Source organism: Pseudomonas sp. T1.Ur, from assembly GCF_023516725.1.
Taxonomy (GTDB): domain Bacteria; phylum Pseudomonadota; class Gammaproteobacteria; order Pseudomonadales; family Pseudomonadaceae; genus Aquipseudomonas; species Aquipseudomonas alvandae.
On the sequence record NZ_JAMGSN010000001.1, the window covers coordinates 4,277,794 to 4,296,518 of the forward strand.

Genomic DNA, 18,725 nt, shown 5'->3' on the forward strand with positions numbered 1-18,725 from the left:
GACAGTTGCTCATGCGGCGCTCCAGAAAACGAGGAAAAACAGTGCACCGACGACCAGGCTCAAGGGGTCCTTAAGCGCAAACACCACCGGATCGTCCTTCATCAACCCGCGATGCGTAAGGATCCAGACCCGGGTGATCCAGAACAGCAGCAAGGGGCAGGCAAGCCAGATGATTTGAGGATGGTCGTACAGGACGACAGTCGCGCTGTCGCGGATGTACAGCGCCAGTACCATTACCGCCAGATAGCCTGAGGCCGCGCCTAGCGATGACAGCATGGCCATGTCGGCGGGGTAGTAATCACGGCCGCTGGCTTTATCAGCCCCCCCGCTGCGCGATACCACAAGCAGTTCCGTGTAACGTTTGACCAGCGCAAGGCTCAGGAAAATAAACATCGAAAACGCGAGCATCCAGGCCGTCAGTTCCAAACCGAATGCCGCGCCACCCGCAATGATTCGTAACGTGTAGAGCAGTGCCAACGCAATCACATCCAATGTCATGACCCGCTTCAACTTAAGCGAATAGGCCAAGGTCAAGACGTAGTAGAACGCCAACACCAGGACGAATTGCGAGGGAAGCCACAGCCAGGCGCCTCCCAAGGATGCAACCAACAGTAAAGGGCAGATCATCAGGCCAGACTTGATCGACAAGTGTCCGCTGGCAAAAGGTCTCGCGCGTTTGGTCGGATGCCTGCGATCGTCTTCCAGATCCAGCAAGTCATTCAGCACATAGACGCCGGATGCGCATAACCCGAAAAACAAGAATGCCAACAGGCCATGCCAGAACAACAGCGGATTGGCGATTTGATGGGCCGCCAGCAAAGGCACGAAAATCAGCGCATTCTTGACCCATTGATGTAGGCGCAACGCCTTGCGCCACTCGCCAAGCCCAGTAGCACCCGAGAGGATCGGCTGCACAACATTATCCAGATTTTTGATCGCGAGCAGGACGGACGCTGAAGGGCTGACAACATATGCGTGTCGGGCAGCACGCCAGATCTTCAGGTCTTCCAGGGAGTTGCCGACGTAATCGAAACCTCGCTCACCGAATAGCTCAATCAGTAAATCACGCTTGTGATGACCGGACAGATTGCATTCCAACCGGGTCGCCAATATGTCGTCGAACAGTTGCAAATGCTCGCCGATCCGCCGCGCCAAAGAATGATAGCTGGCGGTGGCCAGCACGATCTGACGTCCCTGGCCACGCAGCGCCTCGATCATGGCTAAAACGTCAGGGTTGTAAGGCAACAGGCTGACATCGATATAGGTTGACTGAGCCAGTTGCTTCTTCAGATAGGCCTTGCCGTGGATGAGCCAACCAAGCAGCGTCAAACATCTCCACGGTTGGCTACGGACAAAAGCCATTGCGCACTCAAAAAGTGCATCGGACTTTAGGAGCGTTCCGTCCAGATCGACCACGAAAGGAATTGAAGCCTCAGGTCTTTTAGTGGTCGGCTGCAACGCTTGCTGCGGAGCGCTCATACTCGATGACGACCATGAAGTAACTTAAACCGGTAAAAGCTGCACCCCATCAGCAAGCTCAACAAGAAGTACGAAGCCACTGTCACCCATCCAGGCAAATCCAGGCCATCGCCGATCGAACCGATTCCATAGCTTGCGACGCCTATCGCGCAATTGAACAGGAGATAACCGCGCCACGACTCACCGGGCTCGAAGATGAAAAGCGCATTCACATAAAATGAAAACGCCGCTGCCACACAAAATGCCGTGAGGTTACTGGTCGCTTGAGTCACTCCAACGGCGCCGTACAGCATAAAAAAAACCTGGCCATGGATCAGCGCATTGACCAGTGCGATAACCATCAACGCAGGAAAACCGTTCATTGTGCAACCTTGCCATTTGCCAGTTGGCGGGCTTCCAAGCTAGGCCAGGGTACTGTGGCGGTCTACTGTCAGATCCTACAGGTCGGGCACCGATTCCGACGGACGGTCAAGATAACTTCTACAAAAAAGCCCCGGTCATTTCCGACCGGGGCTCTGTCTACATCGCTATCGACTTAGGAAACCGAACGCACCGCGCCCCGCACATCCTGCGTCGGCTGCAACTTGAAGGTGTAGAACAACACCGTCAGCAGCACCAGGAACGCCGGGCCGATATACAGCGCCACGCGGGTGTCGGGGAAGTACGCCATCAGGCCCACCACCAGCACCAGGAATGCCAGCGCCAGGTAAGAGCTGACCGGGTACAGCCACATGCGGTATTTCAACGCCGCACGCTCGCAAGCGCTCAAGCTTTTGCGGAATCTGAGCTGGGCCAGCAGGATCATCACCCAGGTCCAGATCGCGCCGAAGGTGGCGATGGAGGTCACCCAGACAAAGACTTTTTCCGGCACCAGGTAGTTGAGCAGCACGCCCAGCAGCAACGCGGCGATGGACAGCAGCAACGCGCGGCGTGGTACGCCGTTGGCCGAGGTCTTGGCGAAGCCGGCCGGGGCCTGGCCGTTCTGCGCAAGGCTGTAGAGCATGCGCCCGGTGCTGAAGATCCCGCCGTTGCAGGACGACAGCGCGGCGGTGATCACCACGAAGTTGATGATGCCGGCGGCGGTCTTGATGCCCAGGCGCTCGAAGGTCATCACGAACGGGCTGCCCTGGGTGCCGATTTCGTTCCACGGATAGATCGACAGGATCACGAACAACGCGCCGACGTAGAACAGCAGGATCCGCCAGAATACAGAGCCGATGGCGTTGGGGATGGTTTTCTGCGGGTTGCGCGCTTCACCGGCGGTCAGGCCGATCATCTCCACGCCTAGGTAGGCGAACATGACCATTTGCAGGGACATCAACACGCCCGACACGCCGTTGGGCATGAAGCCGCCATGGGTCCACAGGTTGGAAATGCCCAGGGCCACGCCGTCGTTGCCGAAACCGAAGGCAATGATGCCGACGCCGCCAATGACCATGGCGATGATGGTGACGATCTTGATCAGGGCGAACCAGAATTCGAACTCACCGAAGGCCTTGACCGCGATCAGGTTGATCGAGCCCATGCTGACCAGCGCGGCCAGGGCCCAGATCCAGCGGGGTACATCGGGGAACCAGATGCCCATGTACACCGCCACGGCGGTGATTTCCGCGACGCAGGTCACCAGCCACAGGAACCAATAGTTCCACCCCGTCAGGAAGCCGGCCAGCGGGCCGAGGTAGTCCTGGGCGTAACGGCTGAACGATCCGGCCACCGGGTTGTGCACGGCCATTTCGCCGAGGGCGCGCATGATCACCAGGATCGCCAGGCCACCGATGATGTAGGACAGCATGATCGCCGGCCCGGCCATTTCAATGGCCTTGGCCGAACCAAGGAACAGCCCGACACCGATGCAGGCGCCAAGCGCCATCAAGCGGATATGCCGCTCGCCGAGCTCACGTTTGAGCGGACCACCCTGCGCGGTCTCGCCATGGGACAGAGGATTGCCGACTGGCATAGGGATACAACCTCGTCTTGTTATTGGATTGACCACCGAGTCTCCAAAGCCGCGGGCGGGTGGGCCTGCAAGCATTGCCGAAACCGGGCCGGCCTTGTGGGCAGGCCGTCCTGTGGGACAACAACCTCAGGATCAGCGGGTCGTGCAGTATAAAAAGCCGGGAACAGAAAGTTTCGCTATAAAAGCAGGTTAATTCAGGGAAGGCCTCAGCCAATGATGGCTTTAACAAGAGGGATTATCTGAACCAAGGGCTTTTTTGGAGCGACGACGAGTATTGCACAGTGATGGTGCAGCGTCATGCGCTGGCATGGGTTGATGGCTCTGGTTCAAGGCTTTCAGACCCAACCAGCCCGTGGCGAGGGAGCTTGCTCCCGCTGGGGGGCGAAGCCTCCCTCGCTTTTCAGCTCTCAGAAGCAGGCGGCCGCTGCGCCCGAGGCGTCGGACCGACCGAGCGGGAGCAAGCTCCCTCGCCACGATGACTACGTTGTTTTCGGAAAAATCGTTCAACCATCAACGCGACGGGTCGGAACAAGCACGGCTACCGTTATGGTTAACTCAGCCAAAGGAAGCACGGAATGCATCCTCAACGTCCAAACTCTCATCGTCTTCGCCACGGGCGCTCTTCGGAGCCAGGGCGTGGTTACCTCGTCACCACGGTCGTCCACCAACGCAAGCCCTTGTTTAAGGATTGGCAGTTGGGTCGCTTGCTCGTTGCGGAGTTGCGGCTGGCCCATGAACGGCGTGACGTCAATTCACTTGCCTGGGTTGTGATGCCGGATCACTTGCATTGGTTAGTGCAGTTGGAAAAGGCGCAACTGTCTGATTTGATGCAGAGGATCAAGTCTCGCAGCACCCTCTCCATCAACCGGGCGATGGGTAGGAAGGGTGCCCTCTGGCAAAACGGGTTTCACGACAAGGCAATCCGCGACAATCAGGATTTGCAGCCCTGCGCCCGCTACATCATTGCCAATCCCCTTCGCGCAGGCCTGGTAGATCGCATCGGCGATTACCCGCTCTGGGACACCCTGTGGCTCTGATCGCTTTTCGTGGCGAGGGAGCTTGCTCCCGCTGGGGGGCGAAGCCTCCCTCGCTTTTCAGCTTTCAGAAGCAGGCGGCCGCTGCGCCCGAGGCGTCGGACCGACCGAGCGGGAGCAAGCTCCCTCGCCACGATGACTACGTTGTTTTCGGAAAAGTCGTTCAACCATCAACGCGACGGGTCGGAACAAGCACGGCTACCGTTATGGTTAACTCAGCCAAAGGAAGCACGGAATGCATCCTCAACGTCCAAACTCTCATCGTCTTCGCCACGGGCGCTCTTCGGAGCCGGGGCGTGGTTACCTCGTCACCACGGTCGTCCACCAACGCAAGCCCTTGTTTAAGGATTGGCAGTTGGGTCGCTTGCTCGTTGCGGAGTTGCGGCTGGCTCATGAACGGCGTGACGTCAATTCACTTGCCTGGGTTGTGATGCCGGATCACCTGCATTGGTTAGTGCAGTTGGAAAAGGCGCAACTGTCTGGTTTGATGCAGAGGATCAAGTCTCGCAGCACCCTCTCCATCAACCGGGCGATGGGTAGGAAGGGTGCCCTCTGGCAAAACGGGTTTCACGACAAGGCAATCCGCGACAATCAGGATTTGCAGCCCTGCGCCCGCTACATCATTGCCAATCCCCTTCGCGCAGGCCTGGTAGATCGCATCGGCGATTACCCGCTCTGGGACACCCTGTGGCTCTGATCGCTTTTCGTGGCGAGGGAGCTTGCTCCCGCTGGGGGGCAAAGCCTCCCTCGCTTTTCAGCTCTCAGAAGCAGGCGGCCGCTAACGCAGCCGAGCGGGAGCAAGCTCCCTCGCCACGGAGGCCTGAGCGTTCATGTTTTCAATGTCCACAATTTCCTCTCCCCCCACGCCAACCACCGTCTAAGCTTCAAGCAAGTCCGATCAATCTGCGTGAATGGATCAGTCGACTATGGGCGCTTTGTGGCAAACCGATTCGAATAAACCTGTGGTCCCGACTGAACGTATGGAAGAAGCGCCTTTACCCAAAAAAACTCGCCGCGCCCGGCATGGCTGGCGGGCGTTCTGGTTGTTGTTGCTGATCATCGTGGTGGTGGTCGGCCTGGCCGTGGCCAAGGAGATGCGCACGTCCCGGTTCCAGGCACGGGAGGTCAGCAAGTACGCCGCATCCTTGACCTATTCGGTGCAACCGGGTCCGAGCGATGCCATTGTCTATCCGGGGGCCGGCCCGTTCGATCAACGGTTGGGCTACAGCTCGCTGGGAGAATTCCTGCCGCGGCTGCTCAAGCGTGATTATGTGGTCGAGGCCCAGGCCCGGTTTTCGCCGGCCTTGATGGACTACGTCCACAAGGGCTTGTTCGTGCCCTACGCGGAAAAGATCCAGGCAGGGCTTACCCTCACCGATTGCCGCGCCGCGCCGGTGTATCAGTTCAAGTACCCGCAGCAGTTGTATGCAAGCTTTGACGCCATACCACCGGTGGTGGTGCAAAGCCTGTTGTTCATCGAGAACCGCTTCTTGCTCGACCCCAAGCAACCACAGGCCAACCCGGCGGTAGACTGGCCGCGCTTCGGCATGGCGGCATGGTCGCAGGTCGCCAAATTGCTGAGCTTGCCGGGGCAATCGGCAGGCGGTAGCACGCTGGCTACACAGCTTGAAAAATACCGGCACTCCCCCGACGGCCTGACCGTGTCGGGCGCGGAGAAGATCCGCCAGATGATTTCCGCCAGCGTGCGCGCCTACCAGGGCGGCCCGCAAACCCTTGAGGCGCGCCAGCGGATCGTCCGCGACTACCTCAACAGCGTCCCCCTCTCAGCCGTGCCGGGGCATGGCGAAGTCCACGGCATGGCGGAAGGTTTGAGGGTCTGGTATGGCGCGGACTTCAAACGGGCCAATGAACGGTTGTTCAGCACCGCCACCGACCCCAGGAGCCTGGCGGAAAAAGGCCTGGCCTTGCGGGAAATGCTGTCGCTGATGATCGCCCAGCGGCGGCCGTCCCATTACCTTTCCAAGGGCCATGACGAACTCGCGCGCCTGACCGACAGCCACATCCGCTTGTTGGCGCAGAACGGTGTGATCGACGCCGCACTGTCCGAGGCTGCGCTGGCGAGCAAGGTTTCCTATCGCGACTGGGTCCAGGACCCGACCGTCCAGCCCAACGAAACGAACAAGGGCATCAGTGCTGCCCGCAGTCGCCTCGCCGCGCTGCTCAACCGTCCGCTGTACGACCTCGATCGCCTCGACCTCTCCGCCACCAGCACCTTGCAAAGCGACCTGCAGGCCCAGGCCACCGAGTACCTCAAGCGCTTGGCCGATCCGGCATTCGCCGCCGAGATCGGCCTGATGGGAGAACGCCTGCTGACCCCCACCAGCACCACGCAGGTGCGCTACAGCTTCACGCTGCTGGAACTGACCCCGGACGGCTCGCGCGTGCGGGTACAGACCGACAGCACCGACCAGCCTTTCGACATCAACGAAGGCAGCAAACTGGAACTGGGCTCCACTGCCAAGTTGCGTGTGCTCACCACCTACTTGCAGATCATCGCCGAACTGCACGAGCGTTATGCCCAGCAGGCCCCGGCGGCGCTGAAGAAAACCGAGATCGCCGAGCAGGATCGCCTGTCGCGCTGGGCGGTGGACTACTTGGTTGAAAACACCGACCGCAGCCTGCCGAAGATGCTCGAAGCCGCGCTGGACCGCACCTATTCGGCCAGCCCCGGCGAGGCATTTTTTACCGGCGGCGGGCTGCATACCTTCCATAACTTCCGCAAGGAAGACGACGGTCGCCTGCCGACGCTGCGCGACGCCCTGCGCGAATCCATCAACCTGCCGTTCATTCGCCTGATGCGCGACCTGGTGCGCTACGCGACCTACGCAGGTCCCAATAACAGTTCCGAACTGCTCAAGGACGACAAGGACCCGCGCCGCCAGGAATACCTGGCCCAATTCGCCGATCGCGAGGGCACCTCGTTCCTGCTCAAGTTCTGGAAGAAGTACCAGAAAAAGGACACCGGCCAGCGCCTGGAAACCTTCCTCGATGGCATGCGCCCTACCGCGATTCGCCTGGCCGCCGTGCACCGCTATTTCTTTCCCAACGACAGCCAGGAAAGCTTCAACCGCTTCGTGCGTGCGCACTTGAAGACGGCCAAAAGCGCGGAAAAACTCACCGACGAACGCCTGGAGCGGCTCTACCAAAGCTATGGCCCCGGCGCGTACGACCTGCCGGACCAGGGCTTCATCGCCAAGGTCCACCCCTTGGACTTGTGGTTGATGGGTTACCTGCTCAACAACCCCGACGCCAAGTTCAGCCAAATCGTCAAGGCCAGCCAGTTCGAGCGCCAGGAGGTCTACAGTTGGCTGTTCAAGAGCCGGCACAAGAGCGCCCGCGACAGCCGCATCCGCACGATGCTGGAGATTGAAGCGTTCCTGGATATCCACCAACGCTGGCAGCAAGTCGGCTACCCGTTCGATCACCTCGTGCCATCGCTGGCGACCGCCATCGGCAGCTCCGGTGATCGCCCGGCGGCGCTCGCAGAGTTGGTGGGCACGATCCTCAATGACGGTGTCCGCCGACCCGCGCTGCGTGTCGACAGCCTGCAGTTTGCGGTCGGTACGCCCTATGAAACGCGACTGGTCAGCAACCCGGATAACGGCAAGCGGGTGATGCCGGTGGAAGTGGCCCGGGCGTTGCGCGGCGCGTTGTCCCAGGTGGTGGATGCCGGCACCGCGAAACGGGTGGCGGGCAGCTTCAAACTGGCCGACGGCACGCCGCTGGCCATGGGTGGCAAGACCGGCACGGGCGACAATCGCATCGAAGCCGTCGGTTCCGGTGGGCGGGTGATCAGTTCCAAATCGATCAACCGCACCGCCACGTTCGTGTTCTATATCGGCGACAACCATTTCGGCACCCTCACCGCCTTCGTGCCCGGCGCGTCGGCGCAGAACTTCAAGTTCACCTCGGCCTTGCCGGTGCAGGTGCTCAAGGGCATGGCGCCGTTTCTCTCGCCGTACCTGCAACCCGGCAGTCATACCCTGTGCCGGCCCCTGGTGACGAGTCGATGACACCCTGAGTTACAAGCCTGCCGCCTCCTGTCGCCAGACTATACATATGTACGTCAGATCCGCCTGGACGGCGCGATACGGTCTGTGTCCCTCACACACAACCGGGACATACACATGTCTACCATTCAAGAAAAGGAACAGATCCGCCAACTGGGGTTGCTGGACGCCAACGAAGCGAAACTGGCCCGTTTGTTCGCCGGCCTGCCAACGTTCGACAGCGTGATCCAGAACCTGCTGGTCAGCACCCTCAAAGCTAGGATTCCGGCCCGCAAATTCCGGGGTTCGTTGTTTCAGGCGATCAACCCCGAGGGTTGGTATGTGAATCATTTCACCACCGACGAAAAAGGGGTCCGCTCCCTGACCGCCTCGCAGCGCTTTATCGACGTGTCATGGGAGAGCCTGTCGCGGGACGCCGCACCCTCGTTCCCCGTGGGTGGCGTGGGCTTTTTCACCAAGGCCCAGACCGTGGAAGAGGCCGACAGCCTATTTGCAAGCCCGGTGGATGCGGGCATCCTGCGAGCCATGGCGTCGGTATTCTATATTTCCCGGCCCACCCATGACGCCAGCCTCAAGCGTCAGTTTCGCAACGATCTGCTTGGGTTTCGAAACGATACGAACCATGGCGAACGGCTCGTGCCCCTCGCCGATGATGCCACGGTGCTCAACACGCAGGCGGTGTTCGCCGGCTTGCTTGCGCGGCGATTCCTGTGCCTTTGGCATCTGTATAAAGTCGACCGCGCCCCCGTCACCCAGCTGACCCCGCGCGCGCGACTGCTCCGGTACGACGAAGACCTGATGCTGGACCGGATCGTCACCCACCCTTCCCTGGCGGACCGAAGCCGTTTGCTGCGGGCGCCCATCCCCCAGGTGTTCGCGCTGACGTTGGAGATGGGCAGCGCGCCCGCGCAGAACTGGCCGGCGGCAATGGTGATCAAACGAGCGGATCATCCCGCCGTGTACCTCTACTCCATGGAAGGTGGCCTGCAGCGGTTCGGTTCCGCCCTGGCGCTGATCGACAGCGTGCGGCCCATCCACCAAGGACAGCAACGCGCGATCCAGTCGATCTCCAGCGAACTGTCCGGGCATGTATTCGAGCTCGCCGCGCAAGCACTGTTGCAAGCGCAAGACGACGCCCTCGAGAAGGCTCTGGAGGTCGCCGAAAGCGCCCCCCTCACGTTGCAGGCCTTTGCGCAGGACACCGAAGCGGCCTTGAGCCTGCCCCAGCTATCCCTCACCGGCCCCCTGGCCGTGCGCCGACAGACCCTGATCGAAAACAACCGCCCCGACTTCTACCAGCGCGCGACGGTGGCGCAGCAAGCGCACTATCGGCGCCTGGAGGAACGGGTGGTCCGGGCCGTTGAAAAACTGGGCAACGGTATCCCGACCTTGATGGCGTTCGCCCGCGAGAAGATCAAACAATACCTCCAGCAGACCGTGCATCCGGCCATAGCACCCGATCCGGACAAAACGCGGGTCACGCTGACGTTCGGCAACGGCGGTAATCCCCGGCAATCGCGCACCACCAACCTGACCCAGCTGGTGCTGGATAACCTGCGTGCGGAGCAGTATCCCAATGCAATGAGGCAGGTATCAGCGGTCTACCTGATCGACTCGACAGACCAACGGATACGCAACCCGTCCAACGGCTACCTCATCACGTTGACGGGCGCCGAACTGGCCACGATGGTGATCACGATCGATGCCGGCGGCCGCTACGAAACGATGCTGCGCGAAGAGATGAACACGCCTGGCTACAAGACTGCCTGGCAGACTGCATACCTGGCCAATATGCGGCTCAAGGGCTACGAAGCTACGCTCAGGGACGCCGAAGTGTTCAAGACGAGCGTCATCGACCCGAACATCGACCCATCGAGATCCCAAAAGCTGCTTGCGCTCTGGCTGGACGTGATCCTCAAGCAGTCGCCACCCGCCAACCGACAAGGTCGGGTCCTGGGGCGAAGCGTGCGCCTGTATGGTCTTGCACTGGGCGGCACGGAGGGAATAGGCGGGGCACAACGCTGGGCACACACCGTCAATGGCGCGCTGGTCTTTACCGATCAGGACGGGCCGGCCATACAGGGCACGGTCGGCGTCTACTTCCCTGACAGTCCCGCTGGCCAGGATTACCACGAGTTTTCCAACTTGAGCGATGGCGTGGCCGGGCTGCTGCGGGACGCGCAATGGAAAGCCTATTTTCTCGCACGACTCTCCACCGCCCACCCGGAGGACATCAGACGGATATTCGAGCAAGCTGCGCGGCCTCTGATCCGCGGTACGCCCATCACCGACGACTTCATCGAGGTCCTTTATCGCGAGTACGTCGCCTTTCACAGCGCCCACGCGGACCATCGCTCCAACAGCAACCGGGATGTCCAGCGCCAGACCGCCCTGCGCTTGTCGATGCTGGCGGTGGATATCGCTCTGGAAGTCAGCGGCATGCTCATGACGCCCGGCCTGGTCACATTCCTGAAAAGTGTCGCCAGGACAGGGCTGCTGGTGCTCAAGACCGGGGCGCTGCCCCTGAACCTCAAGAGCCTGATGTTCGTGCACAAGGTCGCCAACTATCCCGGACGAGAGCTGGCCGGCGCAGCGGCGACACGCGGCCACGCCTCGTTCCTGGCGCTGGAGGCGCGACGTCGGGGCCTGGGAGAAACGCTGACCGGCCTGCCCCTGGAGGAAGCGGTCTACCGCCGCTATGCGGTGACCGATGCCTCGGTGATCAGAGGGGTGACGCCGGACGGCCAGGGTTTCTATCGCACCACCGTCATTCACCCGACCACGGGGAGCGTGACGCGCCCGGTGTACATCCGCCAGCCCGAAGGAACGGTGTATCGGGTACACGACAACACGAAACTGAATGCCACCGAAGCCCCCCTCGTCGACCCGGCCACGGGCTTGAACATCCGCTCCAGCGGCGTCATGAGAAGCACCGTGGCACGGATGCCCGACGGCGAGTGGCGCGCCGTAGGATTCGGCCTGGGCGGTGGCAAGCGCCCGGCGGGCGCGCCTGCTCCTGCGGACGCTCCCAAGCCCAAGGTCCCCGCCCTATCGTCGTCCAGCGTTGCCGATTCCATACGCACCCCAGGCAGTTGGGATACAGACGTCATGGACCTGGTTCCAACCCTCGTGACCCGGCTGCCCAGTTGGCCCCAAAACCGCAGCTTGCTGATTATCGATGAAACAGCCCCCGCACGCGGTTGGTCCGTTCGTTTTACCCCGGGTCAACCGGAGCGAATCTATCCGATCGTCCAGCACCCGCAGAGGTCCTATTCCGATCTTGTCCTCAGACGCACCTCCCACAACCATTACAGCCTGCTGCTGGGCGAGCAGGCGGTACAAATTCCCGCCGATGGCGATTGTTTTTTCAACGCCGTGGCCCAGGGTCTGAACGCAGCGTCGACGCCCAATAACTTCTCCGTCCAGCGCCTGCGCAACGAAGTGGCCGATTACATCCAGCAGCATCCCGAGACCGGCCAGTACCTGACACCCGAAGCCTCGCTCCAGCAGCAAGCGCTTTTCGAGAACGCCCCGTCGCTGGCGCAGATCCTCGACGAGTCGGCGATGCTCGACCTGACGAATATCATGTATGGCGCCGACAACCCGCACCGCTTGTTTCAACCGGCACTCGATTACCTGGACCTGTATGGGCACCGGATGCAACGCCGAGTGCTGGATCAGGCACAAGAGGCGGCGTTGCCCCCCGAAATACTGCAGGAGATAGGACACTACCTGGCACCCGCCTCCCCGGCCAACTTGATGCCGGAGCGTGTGCCTTACCGTTCGCTGGACAAACAGGCAATCAGCAAGTTCTTCGAACAGGTGCTATTGAAGCCTGTCAACGAGCAGCACATCGACCAGTTGCTGAACAACAAATACTTGCTCATCACCCAGGACGTCAGTCACATCATGCTTGAATACGGCGTCACCGCCCGGGAACTCACCGACAACCATCCCAATGTCGACGAAGCGTTCGTCCTGTTCGACGTCGATACCCATGGTCATCTCGATGAAGATCAACTCGATGACCTGCTCGGCGATGCCTACCTGGTGGACCGGGAAAATCTGGACGACATCGCCCAGCGGCTCGAAGACGAGTCCGGCCGGACCGTCACTGACGAAGCGGAACTGTTCCAGCAGTTCATCTACGGCGAGAACGTCGACGATACGGTTGACCTGCTCAGGGCCGCCCTGGTGCGCTTTCCCGTCCTGCAACAACGCCTGGAGATTCTGCTGACGTGCCCGGTCATCAGCGCGCACCTGGGGGGCCTGTTGAATGTGAGCTTGATCGCGCAGTGGCTCCGCAACCCGGCGATTTCCATCGAGCGATTGCGGCTTATCGTCGAATACACCCGGACCCGCATCAATGAAGTGATGGCAATGGAAACCATCGACATCGAATGGATGCACTTTTTCGATGACCGGAACTTGCAAGCGATCCTCAACCAGCGCCAACCCTTGCTGGACTTCATGACGTTCTTGAAAACAGTGTTCAAGAGCGAGGCGGACATCGACCTGCCCGCGGTCGTTGGATACTTCAGCGCGCTCGGACACGTGCCGTCCAACAGCCGGGTTGCCCTGCTGCTCGATACGCCGGGGCTGCTGGACGCCATCCAGCGCCTGCCGCGTTCTTACGTCAGGCGAATCTGGGAGGATCTGGTCGGGCCCTATTACAGCGACGACACCCTGCAACGGGTATTCCAACGACCCGGGGCCCTCGACTCCCTCGAAAATCTGTCAAGGGCCATGTCCGCCAGCCTGGGGCGCGAGGAAGCCCACGCCAATGAAATTGTTCGCCGTCTCTATAACGTATTCCCCAGCCAGGCTCAGCGTTATCTCTATCAGTTCAACTTTCCCGTTGACCGCCCCGGCCATACCCGCCTGGATTTTGCCCTGTACCTGCAAAGCCATCTGCAAGTGCCGGCATGGGCCTGGGCCTATTTAAGGCCAGGGGTCAGTCGCGAATCGATGGAGTCGTTCAACTGGTCCAGTTGATCCTTAGCCCCTCTACATGTTCATCCCGGCGGCGAGTTGAACATGTAGCGGGCTTGCCTCCTTGTTACGAATTCTCGCCCTTCCTTTGCCACGCCATACATATGTATGTCATTCGCGCCCCGACAGCACGCTACGGTCTGTGCCTCGCACATAACCGGAACATCAGAATGAATGCCATCACCGAACCGTCCTCTCTCACCACCGCCCTCAGGCCCATCACCCCGCTGCCCAACGGCCAGCCCTTCGCGCCGCACCCGTTTTCCGATCAATGGTTGAGCGAGCGCGGCTTGCGCGGGGACGAGCCGGTGCTGGTGACCTATCAGGAAGTGGAGACCGTCGACTCGGCCGCCCGATCGAAACGCGCGTCGATGCCGTTGCGCGCCGTCGTTACGCAGGGTTTCTTGATCGCCCATCAAAGCCAGGAAATCCACCCCCCTGCCGCAGCTTCCCCACGCGAAGGCTGGTCCTACCCCCACATCAGCCATCTGTCCGTGGACTTTTCCTCGCTTCGGTTCGACGGCAAGGTGTTATCCGAGGATCAGATCCAGCCGTTGCGCCGGGGTATCGCCTCAGACTACCGATCGACGGTAGAGCCCTTTTCCCCTACAACTGTCGATCCCCCAGGCCATCCCCTCACGGCCCGGCAACAGGAACAGATCAAGCAACTGGCACGGCTGGACGATAACGAGATGGAACTGGCCCGTTTGTTCGCCCGCCTGCCGACGTTCGACAGCATGCTCCAGGACCAATTGGCCAGCGCCATCGAGGCCAGGATTCCCGAGCGCAAATTCCGACCTTCACTGTTCCAGGCGATCGATCCGCAGCGCTGGTCCGTGAACCATTTTTCCACCGACGCGGCCGGTGTGCGCACATTGACCACTTCACAGCGTTTCATCGAGGTCCTGCGTGGCGCCTTGTTGAAAAATGCACCGCCCAGCTACACGGTCGGTCACGTCGGGTTCTTCACGCGTCCGGACACGGTGGAAGAAGCCGACAGCGTGTTTGCAACCCCCGTTGATCCAGACACGCTCCAGGCCATGGCGTCGGTGTTCCACATCGCCCAGCCCACCACCAGCGGCCGTATCAAAGACGGATTGCGCGAAGCATTCAGGCGTTTTCGCAACAGCACCTTCCCGGCGGACGCCGCCGCCACGACACGGCCGTACACGACGCAAGCGCAGTTCGCTCGCCTGTTGGCCCAGCGATTCCTGCATCTGCTGGAGCTGTCCAAAGCCGATCGACCGGCCATCAGCCAATTGAGCCAAGGTGCGCGACGGGTGCAGTACGACGAAGACCTGATGCTTGACCGGATCACCACCCATCCTTCTCGGGCGGACCGTAGCCGCTTGCTGCGCCCCCCTGTTCCACAGGTGTTCGCGGTCATGCTCGACAGGGGTAACGCGCCCGCGCAAAAATGGCCGGGTGCGATGGTGATCAAACAGACCGATCTCACCGCCCTGTACCTGTATTCCCTGGAAACCGGCCTGCTGCGCTTTGCGTCCTTTCAGGCGCTGGTCGACCAGGTACGTCCGACCCTCGAGGCGCAACCAGCAACCATCCGCGACATCGATACCGAGTTGACCGGGCACGCGTTCGAGATCGCGGCCGATGACCTGCTGAACCTTCAAGCCGCGACGCTGGAAAAGGTACTCAGCGCTGCGCAAAACGCCACGCTCGCCCTGGCGGATTTTGCACAAAACGCCGAGGAGGCGTTGAGCCTGCCCCAGTTGTCGCTCGCCGGGCCCTTGGCCACTCGCCAGCAGACCCTGATCGAACACAATCGCCCCGACGCCTACAAGACCGCGACGTTATCGCAGCAGCAACACTATCGGCGCCTGGAAGAACGGGTGTTCCAGACCGCCTATGGACTGGGCAGCGGCATCCCGACGCTGGAGCAATTCACCCGCCTGCAGATCAAGCAATACCTGAGCCAGACGATGCACCCAGGCCTGGATCCCGATCCCGACAAGACCCAGGTCACGCTGTTCTTTGGCAGCACGGACAATCCCAGGCAATCGGCAACCACCAGCCTGACCCAACTGGTGCTCGACAACCTGCGCCCAGACAAATACCCAACCCCGGTGGAGCTGCTGCCCACCCATCTGATCGACCGGCAAGACCAACGCCTGCGCAACCCGGCCAATGGCTATTTCATCCAGCTGCCCCCCCAGGAACTCGGCCGGTTGGTAAGCAGCATCGATGCCGGTGCGCGTTATGACGCCATGCTCAGGGAGCAGATGAACACACCGGCCTACAAGACCGCCTGGCAGGCAGCCTATCTGGCAACGATGAAATTCAAGGCCTATGAAGCCACCCTGCGCGGCAATGAAGTGTTCGGCGAGCACGTCACGGACCCGTCCAATCGGTCCACGGCATCGTCCAAGCTGCTGCCCCTCTGGCTGGAGGCGATTTTTCAGCAAGGATCGCCCGCCGCCTATACCCGCCTGGTCCGGGGAAAACAGGTACTTATCCATGGCCTGGTGCTGGGCGGCTCCATGGGTGTTGGCGGGCAGCACGGGAACATGGCCGGTTCGGCCTCCGTCGATGGTTCGCTGATCTTTACCGATCAGCCAGGGCCGGACATCAAGGGCACGGTGGGCATCTATTTCCCCGACAGCCCCGGCGGCGAGGACTTCCATGAGTTTTCCGACCTGGCCGAGGGTATCGCCGGGCTGTTGCGACAAGAGCCCTGGCGGGCCTATTTGCGTTCACGCATGTCCATCAGGACCCCCGAATACCTGGAAAGACTGCTGGGCCAGCGTGGCGCGCGCCCCTTGATTCGTGCCGTGGCCTATTCCGGCGATTGGCTCGATGCCCTCCATCGAACACACGTCGAGTTCCAGGGCGCCTATGCGAACGAGCGCTCCATCAGCAACCTGGAGCTTGTCCGGCAAACCCAGGCCAGGATCGCCATGACGGCGTTCGAGGGCGTCGTCGACGTGCTCTCGATGCTGCTGGCACCCGGTTTCCAGACAGTCGGCAACGCCCTGCGAATCGGCGCGTGGATGGTCAAGAGCGGCGGGGTCCGGCCGGACCAGCTGAAATTCATAGCGGCCTATTACAAAGGCCGGGGCCAAGCCGTCGAGAGGGTCGTCGCGTCGCGGGGTCAGTCATCCTTCAAGGCAGTGGGGCCCCGCCAGCACGATCGGGGCAGCGTATTGGCCGGGCTGCCCTTGGAAACATCGGTCTATGGCCGTTATGCCGTGACGGACACCTCGGTGATACGAGGGCTGAGCGCCGATGCACAGGGGTTTTATCGCACCGCCACCGCCGTGTATATCCGCCAGCCCGACGGGACGGTGTTGCGGGTGCACGATCACACCCGCTTGGGCGCCACCGAAGCCAACCTCGTCGACCCCACCACGGGGCTTGGCCTGCGTTCCAGCGGCGTGATGAGAAGCACAGTGGCGCGCATGTCCACGGGGGAATGGCGCGCCGTCGGCTTCGGTCATGGCGGAGGTGGCAGGAAGCGCCCGCCCAGTCACCCGCCAAAACCGGATACGCCACCCGCCAAGGTACCGGCCGTGACGCCTTCCAGTGTTTCCAATTCGATCCGTACCCCCGGCAACTGGGACAACGACATCATGGACATGGTCCCGGCGATCATCACCCGCATTCCCCATTGGCCCAGCCTGCGCAGCCTGTTGATCATCGATGAAATAAGGCCGTCGCATCACTGGTCGGTGCGCTTCACCCCCGGGCAAGCCGAACGCGGCTACCCACTCGGTACGCACCCGGACCGACTGGCCACCGATATCGTCCTGAGAAGAACCACTCGCAATCACTACGACCTGATACTCGGTGACCGTGTCGTGGCGATCGCTCCCGACGGTGATTGTTTTTTCAATGCCATTGCTCGTGGCTTGAACGAGGGGAACGAGGCGGTGTTTACGGCACAGGGGTTACGCAACGCGGCCGCCGATTACATCGATCAGCATCCGCAGTTGACTCAATACGTAGTGACGCCGCCTCCCCGGGCGCTACAGGGGCTGTTTGAACATGCGCCTTCACTGCAAGTGCTGTTGCAGACCGATACGCTGCGCGATCTCACCCAGGCCATCAACGGCGCGCCTTACCCGCCCGGCCTGTTTCAACCCATCCGGACGTATTTGAACCGTTGGCCGAGTGGTTCGGCATTGATCCAGCCACTGGGCGTCGATGTGCTGTCGCGCATCAGCGAACGGCTGGCCGCTTCGCTGATCAACCCGGCGAGGCAGGACCGTCAAATGGTTCAGCGCTTCCTGCGTGAATTCTTGCTGCAACCGGTGCAAGACAGCGAGATCACCGACCTGCTCGACACTGCAGATCTGCTGCTGAGCAAGGCCGTCGTTCATATCATGCTTGAATACGGCGTCACGGCCCGGCAGTTGAAACATCACCATCCCAAACCACAGCAGGCCTACATCAAATGGGACGAGGCCACCCACGGCCACCTCAACGCCGAGCAATTGATCGAGCTGGTCGGGAACAGGAAGCTCGTCGGCAAGCATGAGTGGGCCTGGGCCGCACACATACTTCTGCAACTGAAAGGGGAACGGGTGACCGATGAGGCAAGGCTCTTTCTGTTGGCCGTTCAATACTTGCAAGTCGAAGAGACGCTCAAGTTACTCATGAGCACCCTTGAACGGTTCCCGGCATTACTGGAACGGGCGAATATCCTGCTGCACTCGCCGCTCGTTTCCTACCTGGCGGGCACGCTGTACCTGGGCCAGGTTGCAACCTGGATACGTGACACCACGCTATCGAACAGACGGCTCGCCATCATTTCCGACTACGTCAGCCTTCGTTATGACGAGGCTGCCGTGCATCAAAACGTCGACATCGACTGGATGCGTTTCTTCGATGACCGGACGGTGGAAAATATCATAGCTGCTCGTGGGCTTCTGACGACCTTGTTCGAACGGTTGAACGAAACAACATCAACGGGGGCCACGTACCGGCCTCCGTTCACCGCCCTGTTCAGCCCGCCGGGACTGATTCCGTCAAACAGCCGGGTCGCGCTTCTGTTCGAGATCCGGGGCTTCAGGCCGACGTTATGGCATGCTCTCTGGCATCTGGAGTCCAGCCTCGCCAATGAGATCTGGAGCGAGATCATCAGCCCCCGCTTGAGCCATGACGAAATACGCCGACTGCTCGGCCCAGAAGGTCGGTTGCGCTTGGAAATCGAGCGAGCCGGCATGCGTCCTCCTTCGCCTACCGAGGAGTGACCCGACCGACGCAGGAGGGTAA

At 61.0% G+C, this 18,725-nt stretch carries 8 protein-coding genes; 5 read left to right on the forward strand and 3 right to left on the reverse strand.

The window, feature by feature from the left end; translation table 11 throughout:
• Window positions 1–9: 9 nt before the first annotated feature.
• The 3 genes from M8Q45_RS19105 to M8Q45_RS19115 all read right to left on the reverse strand — a co-directional run bounded on the left by M8Q45_RS19105 (window position 10) and on the right by M8Q45_RS19115 (window position 3,436).
• A complete protein-coding gene (locus tag M8Q45_RS19105; protein WP_249875975.1) occupies window positions 10–1,479 on the reverse strand; it encodes a UbiA family prenyltransferase in 1,470 nt (489 codons plus the stop codon).
• Entirely contained in the window at window positions 1,476–1,841 is a 366-nt protein-coding gene (locus tag M8Q45_RS19110) for a GtrA family protein (protein ID WP_249875976.1), read from the reverse strand. The genes M8Q45_RS19105 and M8Q45_RS19110 overlap by 4 nt, the downstream gene beginning before the upstream one ends.
• A gap of 173 nt (window positions 1,842–2,014) precedes the next feature.
• A complete protein-coding gene (locus M8Q45_RS19115; protein ID WP_249875977.1) occupies window positions 2,015–3,436 on the reverse strand; it encodes an amino acid permease in 1,422 nt (473 codons plus the stop codon).
• Window positions 3,437–4,011: 575 nt separating this feature from the next.
• Between M8Q45_RS19115 and M8Q45_RS19120 the strand changes: the two genes are divergently transcribed.
• From M8Q45_RS19120 to M8Q45_RS19140, 5 genes are all read left to right on the forward strand, one after another.
• Window positions 4,012–4,473, forward strand: coding sequence for an REP-associated tyrosine transposase (locus tag M8Q45_RS19120; protein WP_249875978.1), 462 nt, complete (start codon window positions 4,012–4,014; stop codon window positions 4,471–4,473).
• A gap of 232 nt (window positions 4,474–4,705) precedes the next feature.
• Window positions 4,706–5,167 (forward strand): REP-associated tyrosine transposase, encoded by a 462-nt coding sequence (locus M8Q45_RS19125; protein ID WP_249875979.1) that lies wholly within the window; start codon window positions 4,706–4,708, stop codon window positions 5,165–5,167.
• Between the two features lie 229 nt (window positions 5,168–5,396).
• Window positions 5,397–8,504, forward strand: a complete 3,108-nt coding sequence (locus tag M8Q45_RS19130; protein ID WP_249875980.1) for a transglycosylase domain-containing protein — start codon at window positions 5,397–5,399, stop codon at window positions 8,502–8,504.
• Between the two features lie 114 nt (window positions 8,505–8,618).
• Complete coding sequence (locus M8Q45_RS19135) at window positions 8,619–13,496, forward strand: dermonecrotic toxin domain-containing protein (protein WP_249875981.1); 4,878 nt, start codon at window positions 8,619–8,621, stop codon at window positions 13,494–13,496.
• 167 nt (window positions 13,497–13,663) lie between these two features.
• On the forward strand, window positions 13,664–18,703 hold the full coding sequence (locus tag M8Q45_RS19140; RefSeq protein WP_249875982.1) for an OTU domain-containing protein: 5,040 nt from the start codon (window positions 13,664–13,666) through the stop codon (window positions 18,701–18,703).
• Window positions 18,704–18,725: the final 22 nt, after the last annotated feature.